The organism is Afipia sp. P52-10, from assembly GCF_000516555.1.
Taxonomy (GTDB): Bacteria; Pseudomonadota; Alphaproteobacteria; order Rhizobiales; family Xanthobacteraceae; genus P52-10.
In genome coordinates, this window is the sequence record NZ_AZSJ01000003.1 from 1341993 (window position 1) to 1356172 (window position 14180).

Annotated in this window: 14 protein-coding genes and 1 tRNA gene; 9 read left to right on the top strand and 6 right to left on the bottom strand. The window is 63.9% G+C overall.

Annotated elements, in window-relative coordinates:
* Window positions 1-65: 65 nt before the first annotated feature.
* A complete protein-coding gene (locus X566_RS07660; protein WP_034464947.1) occupies window positions 66-953 on the bottom strand; it encodes a LysR family transcriptional regulator in 888 nt (295 codons plus the stop codon).
* Between the two features lie 97 nt (window positions 954-1050).
* Between X566_RS07660 and X566_RS07665 the strand changes: the two genes are divergently transcribed.
* The 3 genes from X566_RS07665 (at window position 1051) to X566_RS07675 (ending at window position 3288) form a co-directional block, all read left to right on the top strand.
* Window positions 1051-1773, top strand: coding sequence for an SDR family oxidoreductase (locus X566_RS07665; RefSeq protein ID WP_034464949.1), 723 nt, complete (start codon window positions 1051-1053; stop codon window positions 1771-1773).
* Between the two features lie 102 nt (window positions 1774-1875).
* Complete coding sequence (locus X566_RS07670; protein WP_051443947.1) at window positions 1876-2409, top strand: nuclear transport factor 2 family protein; 534 nt, start codon at window positions 1876-1878, stop codon at window positions 2407-2409.
* A 294-nt stretch (window positions 2410-2703) separates the two neighbouring features.
* Window positions 2704-3288: a YdeI family protein gene (locus X566_RS07675; RefSeq protein ID WP_034464952.1), complete on the top strand. Its 585-nt coding sequence runs from the start codon at window positions 2704-2706 to the stop codon at window positions 3286-3288.
* A 179-nt stretch (window positions 3289-3467) separates the two neighbouring features.
* On the opposite strand, the gene X566_RS07680 is transcribed toward X566_RS07675, so the two are convergent.
* The 3 genes from X566_RS07680 to X566_RS07690 form a co-directional block, all read right to left on the bottom strand.
* Window positions 3468-3557: transfer RNA gene (locus X566_RS07680), tRNA-Ser, on the bottom strand.
* A gap of 209 nt (window positions 3558-3766) precedes the next feature.
* Complete coding sequence (locus X566_RS07685) at window positions 3767-4108, bottom strand: antibiotic biosynthesis monooxygenase (protein WP_034464954.1); 342 nt, start codon at window positions 4106-4108, stop codon at window positions 3767-3769.
* A 22-nt stretch (window positions 4109-4130) separates the two neighbouring features.
* Window positions 4131-5231, bottom strand: a complete 1101-nt coding sequence (locus X566_RS07690; RefSeq protein WP_034464955.1) for an ROK family protein — start codon at window positions 5229-5231, stop codon at window positions 4131-4133.
* A 337-nt stretch (window positions 5232-5568) separates the two neighbouring features.
* Here X566_RS07690 and rplU point away from each other — a divergent pair, with 337 nt between their 5' ends.
* The 3 genes from rplU (at window position 5569) to X566_RS07705 (ending at window position 7193) form a co-directional block, all read left to right on the top strand.
* Window positions 5569-6060, top strand: coding sequence for a 50S ribosomal protein L21 (gene rplU / locus X566_RS07695; RefSeq protein ID WP_034464958.1), 492 nt, complete (start codon window positions 5569-5571; stop codon window positions 6058-6060).
* Window positions 6061-6124: 64 nt separating this feature from the next.
* Window positions 6125-6394, top strand: a complete 270-nt coding sequence (gene rpmA, locus X566_RS07700) for a 50S ribosomal protein L27 (protein ID WP_034464960.1) — start codon at window positions 6125-6127, stop codon at window positions 6392-6394.
* A gap of 178 nt (window positions 6395-6572) precedes the next feature.
* Complete coding sequence (locus tag X566_RS07705) at window positions 6573-7193, top strand: GNAT family N-acetyltransferase (protein ID WP_034464962.1); 621 nt, start codon at window positions 6573-6575, stop codon at window positions 7191-7193.
* On the opposite strand, the gene X566_RS07710 is transcribed toward X566_RS07705, so the two are convergent.
* Complete coding sequence (locus X566_RS07710; RefSeq protein ID WP_034464965.1) at window positions 7190-8131, bottom strand: DMT family transporter; 942 nt, start codon at window positions 8129-8131, stop codon at window positions 7190-7192. The genes X566_RS07705 and X566_RS07710 overlap by 4 nt on opposite strands.
* A gap of 133 nt (window positions 8132-8264) precedes the next feature.
* Here X566_RS07710 and X566_RS23880 point away from each other — a divergent pair, with 133 nt between their 5' ends.
* Both X566_RS23880 and obgE read left to right on the top strand, forming a co-directional pair.
* Window positions 8265-8840: a GNAT family N-acetyltransferase gene (locus X566_RS23880; RefSeq protein ID WP_051443948.1), complete on the top strand. Its 576-nt coding sequence runs from the start codon at window positions 8265-8267 to the stop codon at window positions 8838-8840.
* A complete protein-coding gene (obgE, locus tag X566_RS07720; protein ID WP_034464967.1) occupies window positions 8837-9877 on the top strand; it encodes a GTPase ObgE in 1041 nt (346 codons plus the stop codon). Before X566_RS23880 ends, obgE begins: the two co-directional genes overlap by 4 nt.
* A gap of 2224 nt (window positions 9878-12101) precedes the next feature.
* Here obgE and X566_RS07725 read toward each other — a convergent pair.
* On the bottom strand, window positions 12102-12821 hold the full coding sequence (locus X566_RS07725; protein ID WP_034468185.1) for an RraA family protein: 720 nt from the start codon (window positions 12819-12821) through the stop codon (window positions 12102-12104).
* A 202-nt stretch (window positions 12822-13023) separates the two neighbouring features.
* On the opposite strand from X566_RS07725, the gene X566_RS07730 reads away from it, so the two are divergent.
* Window positions 13024-14013 (top strand): hydroxyacid dehydrogenase, encoded by a 990-nt coding sequence (locus X566_RS07730; protein WP_034464969.1) that lies wholly within the window; start codon window positions 13024-13026, stop codon window positions 14011-14013.
* The last annotated feature ends 167 nt before the right edge of the window (window positions 14014-14180 follow it).

The following is a 14180-nucleotide window of genomic DNA, read 5'->3' on the forward strand; positions in this document are numbered from 1 at the left end:
GAGCGATGAATTCGGAGAACGACGTCTACGCTATAGCTCTCTAACCTTTCTGTTAGACCCGCGCGTTATCGCCAGCCTCGTACATGTTCGATCAAGGCGCGCATCTTGGGCGCCATATTGCGACGTTGGGGAAAGTACAGAAAAATGCCGGGAAAGGGCGGCAGGAAATCTTCAAGCAGCGGCACGAGTTTCCCGGCTTCCACAAACGGTCGGAAGGTCTCTTCCAACGCAAAGGTGATGCCGCCTCCGGCGAGCGCGGTGCGGATCATCAGGCGCAGATCATTGGTGGTGATCTGTGGTTCGACCGCGACGTCGAAGGGCACACCATTCTCCTCGAACTCCCAGCGATATGGCGCAACGTTCGGTGCCGGGCGCCAGCCGATGCAGCGATGATCGACAAGCTCGCGCGGGTGTGCCGGTGCGCCGTGGGTGGCGAGATAGACCGGGGCTGCGACCACCATTTCTCGCTGATCGCCGGTTATGGGAATGGCGATCATGTCCTGCTCGATGACCTCGCCTAGCCTAACGCCGGCGTCAAAGCCGGCGGCGACGATATCGAATTCCTCGTCCGTGACCGTGACGTCGATGGTCACCCCGGGGTGGGCGGCTGCGAACGAGGCGATGAGCGGCCCTGATAGAAACTTCTCTGCAATCGAAGTTGCGGCGATCCTGAGCAGACCGCGTGGCGCGCTCTCGGCGGCCACGCCTTCGAGTGCCGCACCGATGTCGGAAAGAGGTCGCGACAGCGCATCAACCAGATGCTCGCCCGCTTCCGTCAGTCGCACGGAACGTGTCGTGCGCATCACAAGGGCGGTGTCAAAGGCATCCTCCAACCGCCGTATCCCCTGACTGACGGCCGAGCGAGTCACGCCGAGGCGATCGGCGGCGGCGCGGAAATTGTGCTCTTCCGCCACGGCGAGAAACAACGGCAGGAGGTTGAGGTCGATCTTCATTGTCCAGCACCGCTAACCAACCAGTCCAGCATATGACGGATACCAGCGTCAGTCGCGAGCGTCCATCGTCCCCCTGAACGCATGCAGGGAGCACAGCATGGACAAGATTATCCTGATTACCGGGGCGTCCAGCGGTATCGGCGAAGGTATTGCCAGGGAGCTTGGTGGGGCCGGCGCGACGATGTTGCTCGGCGCCCGACGCCTGAAGCGCGTCGAAGCCGTGGCGGCGGAAATCCGCGAGGCAGGCGGAGTCGCCGAGGCCCGAATGCTGGATGTCAGCGAGCGCCAGTCCATGGCCGCCTTCGCCGAAGCCGCCGTGGACATGTGGGGCCGCATCGACGTCCTGATCAATAATGCCGGCGTGATGCCGCTGTCGCCGCTCGCCGCCGGCAAGCTCGATGAATGGGAGCGCATGGTCGACGTCAACATCAAGGGCGTGCTCTGGGGGATCGGTGCGGTCCTGCCGGTCATGGAAGCACAGGGCGGCGGTCAGATCATCAATATCGGCTCCATTGGAGCGCTGTCGGTGGTGCCGACTGCCGCCGTCTATTGCGCGACCAAGTTTGCGGTCCGCGCGATCTCGGACGGGTTACGGCAGGAAAGCACGAACATCCGCGTCACCTGCGTCAATCCCGGCGTCGTGGAAAGCGAGCTTGCCTCGACCATCACGCATCAAGAGACGATGGCGGTGATGGACGCCTACCGCGCGGTTGCGCTCCAGCCTGCCGATATCGCACGCGCCGTCCGGCAGGTGATCGAAGCTCCTGCCGGCGTCGATACCAGCGAGATCACCATCCGACCGACCGCATCGCGCCATTGAAGCCGAACGGGCCGATGCGTCGCGGCTTCGCACGCAGCTCCGTTCGGGGCTGCAATGGCGGCCCCGAACACACCAGCAACCTCAAAAGAATGGAGTGATCCCATGACCTTTCTCCTGCCGATCGGAAATGCAACGGCCGTCGCCCGCGATCTGCTCATCGCTTTGGCGTTCATCGTCGCCGTCACGCCAGCGCACGCCAGGACCGCAGCTGTGCCGACTGCCGAAATCGAGGCGCAGAACGAAGCCATCGTTCGACAGGCTTTCGAAGGCTGGGGTGCCGGCCGGGGCAACGTCTTCGACCTTCTTTCCCCTAATGCCCGCTGGACGATTCATGGCTCCGGCCCGGTCGCCGGCACCTACGTCGGCGTCGAGGATTTCGTGCAGCGCGCTTCGGCCCCCCTCGTCAGCCGCCTCGCAAGTCCACTGAGGCCGGACGTGCATCATATCTGGGCCGCAGGTGACAGGGTCATCATCCGCTTCGACGCTTCAGCCACCACGACATCGGGAGCGCCCTACCGCAACCAGTTCGTCTGGATCTTTCGGATGGAAGATGGCTCGGTCGTCGAGGCTGAAGCCTTCCTCGACCTCGCCGCCTATCAGAAGGTCATCGACGACAACCAACCGCGCAAGCGGTAGGCCGTCTTCAGCACTCTCGCCGGGGCGGCCGCACAGCGGCCGCCTGCGCAACGCGATATGAAGCGAGGAGCTCGACCGTGCCGTGGGGCCGTCTGAACTCGTTATCGTCGGCGGAAACAAAATGCAGTGGCGGGCCGAGAGCGACGAAACGGAGAACTACACCTACGCTATAGCCCTCTAAAATTGAGATACGCACGAGGAGCTACAATGGGGTAGTTTCTAGATCGACAGCTATTAGACCCGGGTTAACAGAAGCGGACCTTTCGAACCCACAAGCCGCGCTAAGGGTAGAGAATGACTGAATTGCGTTCTGGCCTTCCGATAGTTTCATTTGCGGATCAAATTGCACTGGAGAGCTGGTTGGCGGAGCAACCGAGCGATTCCAGCGGTGCTTGGATTAGATTTCGTAAGAAGGGTTCGAGCGTCGCAAGCGTCACCAAAGCTCAGGCGATCGACAGTGCCCTTTGCTATGGCTGGATCGACGGCCAACTCGACAAGTACGACGCTGATAGCTGGTTGGTTCGCTTTACCCCGCGCCGACCGCGCAGCAAGTGGTCGGATGAAAATCGGAAACGCGCGCTGGAACTGATCTCAGCGGGGCGCATGCAGGCGTCTGGACAGTTGGAAATTGATAAAGCGATGGCAGATGGCAGATGGGAAGCAGCGTATGCACCAGCGAGCAAAGCTGAGGTTCCACCGGATTTGCAGACCGCGCTCGATGCGAACCCGAAGGCCGCAGCTTTCTTCGCTACGCTCACTGGCGCTAACCGATATGCGATCTTGTATCGGATTGGTGCGGTGAAGAAGGCTGAGACCAGAGCCCGAAAAATTAGGGACTTCGTAGGTATGCTAGAACGCGGAGAAACCGTTCACGGCTGAAACGACCGCTTTCGGCGTCGCCCTCTCTGGTTCCGGTGGCCGACATGGGGGCGCAAACTGCCGTTCGCTGGCTCTCGAGTTTTATCGGGCTGTAGCGTAGAATCGGCGGTTTTGCATGCCGATTGGTGGAATGCGGTGATCGGCGGCAATATCGCGCTGTAGAGGGCAATCGGCATGTTTGGCGGAGAGGGAGGGATTCGAACCCCCGATACAGTTGCCCGTATGCCGCATTTCGAGTGCGGTGCTTTCAACCACTCAGCCACCTCTCCAGCGGCGAAGCAGGCGGTCTAGCCGCCCGGTTGCGGGGCCGTTCTAAGCGAGGTTTGCGCGTCGGACAAGGCGCTTGGTGACGGTTTTTCGCCTCGCAGCCCAAAAGCCCGCATCAGGACAACGCCAGGCGACATCTTGGCCGCGCCTCGGCCGCGCTTTTCGGCCCGATCGTTCGGGAAATCCGCAGAAATTCCGGCCCGCGCGTCGCTCAGCCGGTCCGGCCGGAGCTTGCGGCGATCTTGAGGATCTGCACCGCCTCAGGCAGGGCGATCAGGAACTCCGCATCGCGATCAAGATGATGAATGCGGCGGGGATCGCTGCCTGCGAACCGCGACATTGCCTCGACGCTCTCCCAGTAGGAGATGGTGACGAACTCGCTCTCGCCCTCGCGGTCCTCCCGCAGCATCTGGACGCCAAGCGCCTTCTGCTCCAGCGGCTTGATGCCGTGCTCATAGAGATAAGCCGCGTAGGCGTCGGCGCGCGCTGCGGTGGTCCGTCCGCGCCAGATGCGTGCGATCTTCGGCTGCGCACCGCTCCGTTCCGGATTCATGCCATCCTCCACGTCTGAGTTCTCAGGCCTTTTCCTTCTCGCGCTCGTCCTTGCCCTTTTCCTTGGCCTTGATCTTGCGCATGGTGAAGCGCGCATTGCCGAGACCGGTGCCGATCGTGAGCACGCCCCAGCGCTTGAACGTCTGCATGAACGGCACTTCGCTCAACCCCTGCACCACGCCGTCATTGTGCATCAGCACTGTCGTATCATGGCCGCCGATCTCAGGGATCGCCTCAACCAGGGCCGCCGGCAGGTTGAACTTGCTGCTCTCCCAGTTGCCGGGAAGGTTCTGCGCGCCCTTTTCGATCGAACCGTCCACATTGATCACGCCCGGACACGACACGCCGATGAATGGTGCGAGCTTGAACGTCTCATCTTCAGCCTGCTTGATCAGTTCCTTGAGCATTTTCGCCAACTTCTTCACCGCGTTTCCCCGCGTCGGCTCATCGTCCGCATGGCGCCAGAGCTGCGACTTCCACACCCGCGCCTTCGACAGGTCCGGGGCCTTGTCCTGCCGCGATTCAACAACGCCGCAACGAATGTTGGTGCCGCCGATGTCGACCGCCAGAATCGTGTCGTAGGCCTCGAAAATCCATGACGGCCCGAGATGCAGGCAGCCGATCAGCCCGGCTTCGTCGGGATGATGACGGATCGGAACCAGCACCACTTTTTCGCCGTCGGCTTTCAGGATCAGGCCGGCCCGGGCAATGGCGATCTCGCCGATCCGGCTGAGGCGGAAGCCGCCGCCGACCACGATCGCCTCCGTGCCTTTCCAGGCTTTGGTCTTCAGAAACCGCCGCGTGACATGGGCGAGTTCCTGGGCAAACTCCTCGACGGCGCCAAGCACGACCGCCGTCGCCTCGGCGTCGTCGCCGGCCAGGATCTCGTCGAGTTCGCTTTTGCTGAGTTCCTCGGAGGATTTGTTGCCAAACGGATCATCGCCCGCCTTGCGCAACGGCTTGCGCCAGTTCTCGACGATGGCGTGGAAAGCGCCCTTGCTGGCACGGTCGCCGACGAAACCCTCATCGTCCCGCAGCTCGATATTGTAGCTGTCGATGTCCACCGAGGGCAGCCGGTCGGCTCCGTGCTTGCCGATTCCGGCGGTTGATGGTTCGTCAGCCATGCTGCCCCCTCCTGTCAGTCCGTGCTGCAGCATCAACCGCGGAGGAACCAGTTTGGTTTCAAAGGGATAGAGACGATCGCCCTCATACGCCCCTCGGCGCGCCGAAATCGGGCTAAATCTTTCATTTCAGGGCGATTTTGGCTGAGCTTTCCTTGACTCTAATCCGTCAGCGGCTATAAGTCCGCCAACCCGGCGCGGGGCTTCTTGCGCCGTTTGTTTTGGCACGCCCCGGTTCTTTCAAGAAGAGGGCTGCCGGACACCACCATAACCGACTGACAAAAAGCCGCGCCGGATCACGATCCGAGCGACGGAGACATGAACACGAAGGATTAGAACGATGTTCGCAGTCATCAAAACCGGCGGCCGCCAGTACCGCGTCGTGCCGGATGATGTGCTTGAGATTGGCAAGATCGCCGGCGATGTCGGTACGATCGTGCAGCTGGGTGAAGTTCTCGTCGTGGGCGGCGATACGCCGGTGCTCGGTGCACCGACCGTAGCCGGCGCGTCGGTGGCAGCGGAAGTGCTGGACCACAAGCGCGGCGCCAAGGTGATCGCGTTCAAGAAGCGCCGCCGCAAGAATTCGCGCCGCAAGCGCGGCTACCGCGACGAGATCACGGTGATCCGCGTCACCGAGATCCTGACCGACGGCAAGGCGCCTTCGGTGGGCCCGCGCCCGAAGAAGGAAAAGGCTCCGGTCGAGGCGAAGACCGCTGATGGCGACACGCCTGCGAAGAAGGCGCCAGCCAAGAAGGCTTCCGGCGAGACGAAGGCGAAGGCACCGGCCAAGAAGGCCGCCGCCAAGAAGCCCTCAAAAGAGCAGGAAGCGTAACGAGATTTGAAATGATTCCGTCAAGGAATCGGGTTACAAGCTAGGACGAATTCGGAGACGAGCAATGGCTCATAAAAAGGCAGGCGGTTCGTCGCGCAACGGGCGCGATTCAGCCGGCAAGCGCCTCGGCATCAAGACGTTCGGCGGCGAACACGTCGTTCCGGGCAACATCATCGCGCGCCAGCGCGGCACCCAGTGGCATCCCGGCGTCAACGTCGGCATGGGCACCGATCATACCCTTTTTGCGAAAGCAGAAGGTCATGTCGTGTTCCGTACCAAAGGCAAGGGCCGTACCTACGTATCGGTCATTCCGATGGTTGAGGCGGCAGAGTAAAACGGTGGAGACATTGCGTTCCGCCGGGTCCTGTTGAACCGGCGGAGCCCATCAAGGCTCTCAAAGGGGGAGACGGGAAACCGGCTCCCCCTTTTGATTTTGGCGGTCGGGGGACGCCAATCCGCGCAGGATGCCGACGCCGGCATCATGCGCCAAACCTGATCTAGGGAGCCTGACCATGTTGCTGGAGAGACCATCCCCCATCTTCGATGAGACGTGTCGCGTCGTCCTCGAGACCGAGCGGCTTGAATTGCGCAGGCCGACGCTCGCGGACGTAAAAGCAATCGCGCGCCTCGCGAACGATCGCCGCGTTGCACAGAATACGGCACGAATTCCGTTTCCCTATTCGCAGACCGACGCGGAACGCTTCGTTCATTCCGTCGCAGCGCAACCGCGCGATACCACCTTTTTGATCACCCGACTCGGCGATCCGCTCGGCGTCGCAGCGATCGATATCGGACGCGGCGGCTGTCCCGAACTGGGCTACTGGCTCGGCGTCCCCTATTGGGGACAGGGCTATGCCACCGAAGCCGCGCGCGCGATGATCGACTATGCGTTCGAGGCCTTCGGCCACGGCGAGTTGCGCGCCGGCGCCCGCGTCGTCAACCCCGCCTCGCGCCGGGTGCTGGAGAAGTGCGGCTTCCAGTGGACCGGCGTCGAACTGCGCAAGATCGTCTCGCTTGGCTCCTCGACGCCGGTGGATCGCTTCCGCCTCGACCGCGGCGTCTGGTCGTCGCTGAAGAGCTGGCGCGATGCATACCGGCGACGATCGTGCTCGGGCGCGGAGCAGCGCGCTTAGGCGGGCTGCGGCGTCACCACCGGCTCCTCGCGCGCAAGCTTGCGCTCGCGCATGAAGATGTACAGCCCCGCGCTGACGATGATCGCGGCACCGACGATCGTCGTCAGCCGCGGGACGTCGCCAAAGGCGAGATAGCCGAACAGGGCCGCCCACAGGATCGCCGTGAACTTGAACGGCGCCAGCACGCTGGCCGGTGCCAGCATCAGGGCGCGGTTGACGCACAGCAGCGCCACGACGCTGACGATGCCCGCGACGAGGAAGATGCCGACATGCGGCCACTGCGGCGTCACCCACTGGAACGGCGCAACGACGGCGCCGAACAGCAACGTGCCGCTGATCTGGCTGAAGGCGAGGAACGTCTGCGACGTTCCCCGGAGCTGCCGGGTGACGATCATCAGCACGGCCGAGCAGAACGCGCCTGCCAGCGCGATCAGCGCCCCGAACGAGATCGATGCCGCCTCCGGTCGCATCGCAATGACGACGCCGATGAAGCCGGCCAGCACCGCAAGCCAGCGCCGCCAGCCGACTTTCTCGCCGAGGAACAGCGCCGAAAGCGCGACGACGATGATCGGCGACGACAGGTAGCAGGTGATCGTCTCGGCGAGCGGCAGATAGTAGACCGCGGTGAAGAACAGCATCACCTCGGTAATCGACAGCGCCACGCGCGCTACCTGCAGGCCCGGCCGCGGCACGTTGCGAAGCGCGGCGAAGTTGTTGCGCGCGACGAACGGCAGCAGCACCGCGATCGAGGTGGTGCTGCGGATCAGCAGAAACTGCGCGGCGGCGTAGACGGTGACCGTCCACTTCGCCAGCGCATCGAGACAGGAGTACAGTGTGATGCTCGCCAGCATCAGGAGAATGCCGGCCGTGACCGTCGATGGCAGAGCTGCCGATTGCAGGCGGCCGACGCGCGAACCCTGCGACGGAAGAATCGTCATGATGACTTGGGCGCTTCCCGGTTCTGGCCGATCTCGTTCCGCCGGCCTTTGTTGCGACGCTACGGACAATGCCCGCGCGCCGCAAGCCGACAACGCGCATACGAAACACCTGCCGACTGAATAGCGAGCCGCCATGCCCCTGCTCGACGACACCCTCACCATCCCGACGCAACGTCTGCTGCTGCGCCCCTTGCGGCATCCTGACGCTGCGCCGCTGTTCGCGCTGTTCAACAGCTGGCCCGTGATCCGCTACCTGTCGTCGCCGCCGTGGCCTTACAGGCTGGCCGACGCCGAATGGTTCGTGGCCGCGGCGACGACCCACGATCCGGAGCTGGCCGAGGAGGTCCGCGCCATCACCCATAGCGACGCGCTGATCGGGGTGATCGGCGTCCGCCAGCGCGAGGCCGGGAGCCTCCAGCGCGGCGCCGGCCCCAATATCGGCTACTGGATCGGAGAACCTTACTGGGGACGGGGGTTTATGACCGAAACCGTCCGCGCTTTCGTTCAACATATCTTCAAGTCGAGCGATGCGGATGCTATCTATTCTGGTGCCTTCGCCGAGAATGTGGCTTCGCTACGGGTTCAGGAGAAGGTGGGGTTCGTCCGCGACGGCGACACGACCCTTTACGCGAAGCCGCGCGGCGGCGACTTCCCGCACGTCAATACGGTGTTGACGCGCACCCGATTCGAACAGCAGCAGACGCCATGAAGTTCCTCGACGAAGCCAAGGTCTATATTCGCTCCGGCGACGGCGGCAACGGCTGCGTGGCGTTCCGCCGCGAGAAGTTTATCGAATTCGGCGGCCCCAACGGCGGCAACGGTGGCAAGGGCGGCGATGTGATCATCGAATCCGTCGATGGCCTGAACACGTTGATCGACTACCGCTACCAGCAGCACTTCAAGGCGCAGAAGGGCGTGCACGGCATGGGCAAGGATCGCCATGGCGCCAACGGCAAGAACATCATCCTCAAGGTTCCGGTCGGAACCCAGGTGTTCGACGAAGACCGCGAGACCATGCTGTTCGACTTCACCGATCTCGGCCAGACCTTCACCATCGCCGAGGGCGGCAATGGCGGCTTCGGCAACGCGCACTTCAAATCCTCCACCAACCGCGCGCCCCGCCACGCCAACCCCGGCCAGCCGGGCGAAGAGCGCTGGATCTGGCTGCGGCTGAAGCTGATCGCGGATGCGGGCCTGATCGGCCTGCCGAATGCCGGCAAATCCACCTTCCTGGCCGCAAGCAGCGCGGCGAAGCCGAAGATCGCCGACTATCCATTTACCACGCTGCACCCGCAACTCGGCGTGGTGCGGATCGACGGCCGCGAATTCGTGCTTGCCGACATCCCCGGCCTGATCGAAGGCGCGCATGAGGGCGCGGGCCTCGGCGACCGTTTCCTCGGCCATGTGGAGCGCTGCCGCGCCCTGCTGCACCTGGTCGACGGCACCAGCGAGCACGCGGGCAAGACCTACAAGACCGTGCGCGCCGAGCTCGAAGCCTACGATCAGGGCCTCGCCGAGAAGACCGAGATCGTCGCGCTGAACAAGGCCGACGCGCTGACGCCGGAGGAGCTGAAGCAGCAGCTTGCGCGGCTGAAACGGGCGGCGAAGAAGACGCCGCTGGTCCTCTCGGCCGCCACCGGCGAAGGCGTGGAAGCGGCATTGCGCGCGCTGCTCGGGGTTGTTGGCGATGCCTCGCGCACGCCGAAAGCAAAGAACGCGGCCGAAGCCGCGCCTTGGTCGCCGTGATGGCGCTCCCGGCGCGATCAATGCCGGGCTGTACTGCGAAAACCTCTGGAGGGCGGCGCGCGTCATGCCGAACCCCTCGCGTGGCGCGCTTGCACGCGGCATCTCCCGCGCGCGGAGAGATACGGCGATGCTCTGGGTGAACGCCCATGAGCGGCATGAGCGTGTTGATGCGCTCCCCTCTGGACTGAACGGCGGCCAGTATTGATGCATTCGCTCCCCTCTTGAGCCGTCGTTCCGGGACGCGCGATTTCGCGCGAACCCGGAACCCAAGACGCCCGGCGGGTGTGACGGCGCATGGCGCCGGTGACCTTGTTAGGAAAGCCCATCGGGCGCGCTGTTTCATATGATCCAAGATCATGGCCGTAACGGCAGACTGATCAGCACAGGGGCTATGGATTCCGGGCTCGCGAGCGGTGCTCGCGCCCCGGAATGACACCAAATGGGGGTGATGCGTCTACCCAGCTGCGCCCACCCAGCCTTCTGCGTTCTTTCGAACTTGCGGGTGTTGCTCGCGCCCCGAAATGACGGCGGAGTTGATGCCTGCGCTTCTCTTCCCGCAAACGGTGAGAGGTCAAAGAACAGCGCCGCTCCACTCCCTGCCGTCGTTCCGGGACGCGCCTCTTGGCGCGGGCCCGGAACCCATACGCCCGGTGTGCGTGATGGCACGCGGCGCCAGTGCCCTTGTAAGTGAAAACATCGCACGCGCTGTTTCATATGATCCAAGATCATGGCCGTCGCGGCAGACTGATCAGCACAGGGGTTATGGATTCCGGGCTCGCGAGCTGTGCTCGCGCCCCGGAATGACGCCAAATGGGTTGATGCGCCCACCCAGCTTTCTGCCGTTGTTTCGAACTTGCGGGTGTTGCTCGCATTGGAAATGCAACGCGTGAAGAAGCCGTGACGATAAGTCCGTAGAGCCGTGCCACCTGTGGCCTCATGGTTCGAGACGCGATGCTGATTTGCGCATCATCCCATCCGAAAACCGGCTCCCACTTTTCGGGATGATGCGTGCCGCGCTCCTCCATGAGGAGAGTCCCCGGATTGTCAAACAGCCAACGTTCCAACAGCGATCGTCTCATTTGGAAGGCGCGCGTCCTTTCAGGATTGCAAACACACGTTCGCATTCTCGCGGCACGGAATGCCCGAGGGTTGCGGCGCCGAGCTCCGGTTTACCCGGCTCCCGGCATGGCAACGCTCCGCCCCCGATGACGAGGGCGCGCGGAACGCCGGACGCTTCAGCGCGTCCGCAGCCTCGCGTGCAAATGAAAACAAGCACACGAGTTAGCCACCACGGTCACGCCGGACAGCAGCCGGCGTTCCGCACGCGATGGTTGGAACGGCTCGCTCCGCGTTGACCCCCGGTGACCGATCCTGGTTCACCACCACTCCAGTTTTGGCGCAGGCTGCCTCTCCTGTCTTGCGAGGGGAGAGAGCGAGCGCTTACGCGCCGCACCATGGCGCAAGGCGATGCGCCGGGATCACGCGACTTGGGCCGTCCGCAAGACGCCGCCGCCGTCACCGGCCGACCGCTCCGCCGAAAGCAGAACGCCCGATCCGGATCGAGCGGCGCCCTGCGGCCACCGCATCCCGCCCCGCGGTCGTGACGATCGCGAACGCCCCTCGCATCGGGGCAGGACAATTAGGACTATAAGCATGATAGGAATATTGTCAAGCGGCGGCGCCGCCATCGCTCAAGGAGCGCGCGCAAACTTGCGGCGTCGTTCCGGGGCATCGCCAAGCGATGAACCCGGAACCCATACGCCCGGTACAAGTGAGGATGCACAGCGCTGATGGCCTTGCAAGGGAAGTGGCCTGGCCAGTGAAGCCCATCGCGCGCTGCTTGGCGCTGATCCTCATCCTGAGGAGCTTGCGAAGCAAGCGTCTCGAAGGATGAGGCCAAGGTTGCCCGGAATCTCTTTGGTATCTTCTGAGGCCTCATGGTTCGAGACGCGCATGCCGCGCTCCTCACCATGAGGCATCAAGATCATCGGCGTTGCGCCACACTCATGCACACAGGGGCTATGGATTCCGGGTTCGCGCCAAGTGGCGCGCCCCGGAATGACGGCGGAGGGTGTGGATGCGCTCGCGCCACAGAATGACGGCGGAGGGCGTGGATACGCTCGCACCCTCCCCCGGTCCGCACGCCGCCAAGTTTACGCTGGCTGCGTCAACTTGCCAGCGATACTCGCTACCCTCCCCGCAAGGAGGGCAAAGAAGCGCGCCGTCAGTGTATCTCCGCCGACTTCGCCATCGCCGCCTTCAGCGTCTCGATGGTGAACGACGGGCTGCGTGCGATCTCCAGAATCACCTCCTCGCGCCGCGCCAGCAGTTCGGCGGCGGCCGGCAGCTTCGCTGCGATGTCGAACGGAATGACGATCGCGCCATGGCGATCGGCGTGGATCAGATCGCCGGACCGCACCGCCATGCCTGCCACATTGACGTCCTCGCCGAAGCCTGCGAGATGCACATGCGCATGCGAGGGGCCGATCGAGCCCGCCAGCGCCTGAAACTCCGGCGCCCATTGCGGGATGTCGCGGATCGACCCGTCGGTAACGACGCCGAGACAACCGAGCGCCTTATGCACCGCGCTGTTCACTTCGCCCCAGAATGCGCCATAGCCGACATTGGCGCCATCGAGATCCTGGATCACGCTGATGCGCGGCCCGGAGCCACTGCCGACATACTCATAATAGGCTGCGCGCTGATCACGCGCCGCGGCGCCCTGCAGCCGCGGCAGCGATGCGGCGCGGATCGTCGCCGTGCGGGCATAGCCGACGATCGGCGGCAGATCGGGAAACGGACACACCAGCGGTTTCACCGTATACCCCGTCAGCCGCCGATCCGGCGCGACCACCTCCATCGCGTTGCAGATCGTCGGCGTATCGAAGCGCTTCAGCGCTTCCAGCACCGAGGCAGGCAAGGGTTCGTTGGCCGGGTTGGTCACGGGGCGGTCCTCCTTCAGGGTCGTCTCGGCAGCGAGGACTTTGCTCCCCGCATGCCGGAATGCGAAACAGTCGCGGCGCGCAAGACTGCCCTCTCGGCCGCCGAGCGGCAAGGGCCCTGCCCGCCCTGCGACATCGAGTTGCCGAAGGCGCGGCTTTGCGATACGGCGAAGGGAGCGGCCAAAACACCTGCGAGGAAACGCGATGGCGACGAACAAGAAGAAAGTGCTTGTCACTGAGACCTTTTCGGCGAGCGGCATGGCCGTGCTGAAGGAGCGCAGCGACATCGAGACCATCACTTTTCCCAACGCCATCTCCTCTCCCGATTTCAACACCTTGCTGCAGCAGCATGCGCCGGTGCACGCGGTCGCGCTCGGCGGCACGCCGTTCGGCGAGAACGAGCTCAACTCCTCCGGCGACATGCGCGTCGTCACCCGGATCGGCGTCGGCTTCGACGCGGTCGATATTCCGGCGCTGAACAAGCGCAAGATTCCGTTGATGACCACCGGCATCGCCAACTCGCCCTCGGTGGCGGAGGCGGCGCTGTTCATGATGCTGGCGCTGGCCAAGCGCGCCGCGGAGCTCGATGCGCTGGTGAAGGAAAACCGCTGGCGCGACCGCATCAACACCATTCCCGCCGACGTCCTCGGCAAGACCGTGCTGGTGGTCGGCTTCGGCCGCATCGGCACCCGCACGGTGAAGCGCTGCCTCGCCATGGAAATGAACGTGCTGGTCTATGACCCGTTCAAGAGCGCAGCGGAGATCTCCGCCGCAGGCGCCGAGCCGGTGAGCGATCTCGACGCCGCGCTGCCACGCGCCGATTTCGTCAGCATCCACTGCCCGAAATCGCCGGAGACCGTCGGCCTGTTCAATGCCACGCGCCTTGCCAAGATGAAGCCGACGGCGTTCCTGATCAACACCGCCCGCGGCGGTATCGTCGACGAGGCGGCGCTGCACGCCGCGCTCACCACCGGCAAGCTCGCCGGCGCCGGCCTCGACGTGTTCGCACAGGAGCCGCCTCCGGCGGACAATCCGCTGTTCAAGCTGAACAATGTCATCACCGCGCCGCACCTGGCCGGCGTGACGCGCGAGGCGCAGGACCGGATGAGCCTGCAAACCGCGAAGAACATCCTCTCCGCGTTCGACGGCAATCCGATCCGTGACAATGTGGTCAACAAGGACGTGCTCGGCTAACGCGACAGACGTGGGCGTCATTCCAGGGCGTCGCGCAGTCTACTCCTTCTCCCCGTTTGCGCAGAGAAGGTCGGGATGAGGGGCCGTTTCTCAGACCCCTCACCCGGATTGCTATCGCAATCCGGCCTCTCCCCGCTGGCGGGGAGAGGTAAGCCCACGCGGCAACC

Coding starts and splice junctions, on each gene's coding strand:
- X566_RS07660 (WP_034464947.1), bottom strand. CDS start 953: ATGAAGATCGACCTCAACCTCCTGCCGTTGTTTCTCGCCGTGGCGGAA.
- X566_RS07665 (WP_034464949.1), top strand. CDS start 1,051: ATGGACAAGATTATCCTGATTACCGGGGCGTCCAGCGGTATCGGCGAA.
- X566_RS07670 (WP_051443947.1), top strand. CDS start 1,876: ATGACCTTTCTCCTGCCGATCGGAAATGCAACGGCCGTCGCCCGCGAT.
- X566_RS07675 (WP_034464952.1), top strand. CDS start 2,704: ATGACTGAATTGCGTTCTGGCCTTCCGATAGTTTCATTTGCGGATCAA.
- X566_RS07685 (WP_034464954.1), bottom strand. CDS start 4,108: ATGAATCCGGAACGGAGCGGTGCGCAGCCGAAGATCGCACGCATCTGG.
- X566_RS07690 (WP_034464955.1), bottom strand. CDS start 5,231: ATGGCTGACGAACCATCAACCGCCGGAATCGGCAAGCACGGAGCCGAC.
- rplU (WP_034464958.1), top strand. CDS start 5,569: ATGTTCGCAGTCATCAAAACCGGCGGCCGCCAGTACCGCGTCGTGCCG.
- rpmA (WP_034464960.1), top strand. CDS start 6,125: ATGGCTCATAAAAAGGCAGGCGGTTCGTCGCGCAACGGGCGCGATTCA.
- X566_RS07705 (WP_034464962.1), top strand. CDS start 6,573: ATGTTGCTGGAGAGACCATCCCCCATCTTCGATGAGACGTGTCGCGTC.
- X566_RS07710 (WP_034464965.1), bottom strand. CDS start 8,131: ATGACGATTCTTCCGTCGCAGGGTTCGCGCGTCGGCCGCCTGCAATCG.
- X566_RS23880 (WP_051443948.1), top strand. CDS start 8,265: ATGCCCCTGCTCGACGACACCCTCACCATCCCGACGCAACGTCTGCTG.
- obgE (WP_034464967.1), top strand. CDS start 8,837: ATGAAGTTCCTCGACGAAGCCAAGGTCTATATTCGCTCCGGCGACGGC.
- X566_RS07730 (WP_034464969.1), top strand. CDS start 13,024: ATGGCGACGAACAAGAAGAAAGTGCTTGTCACTGAGACCTTTTCGGCG.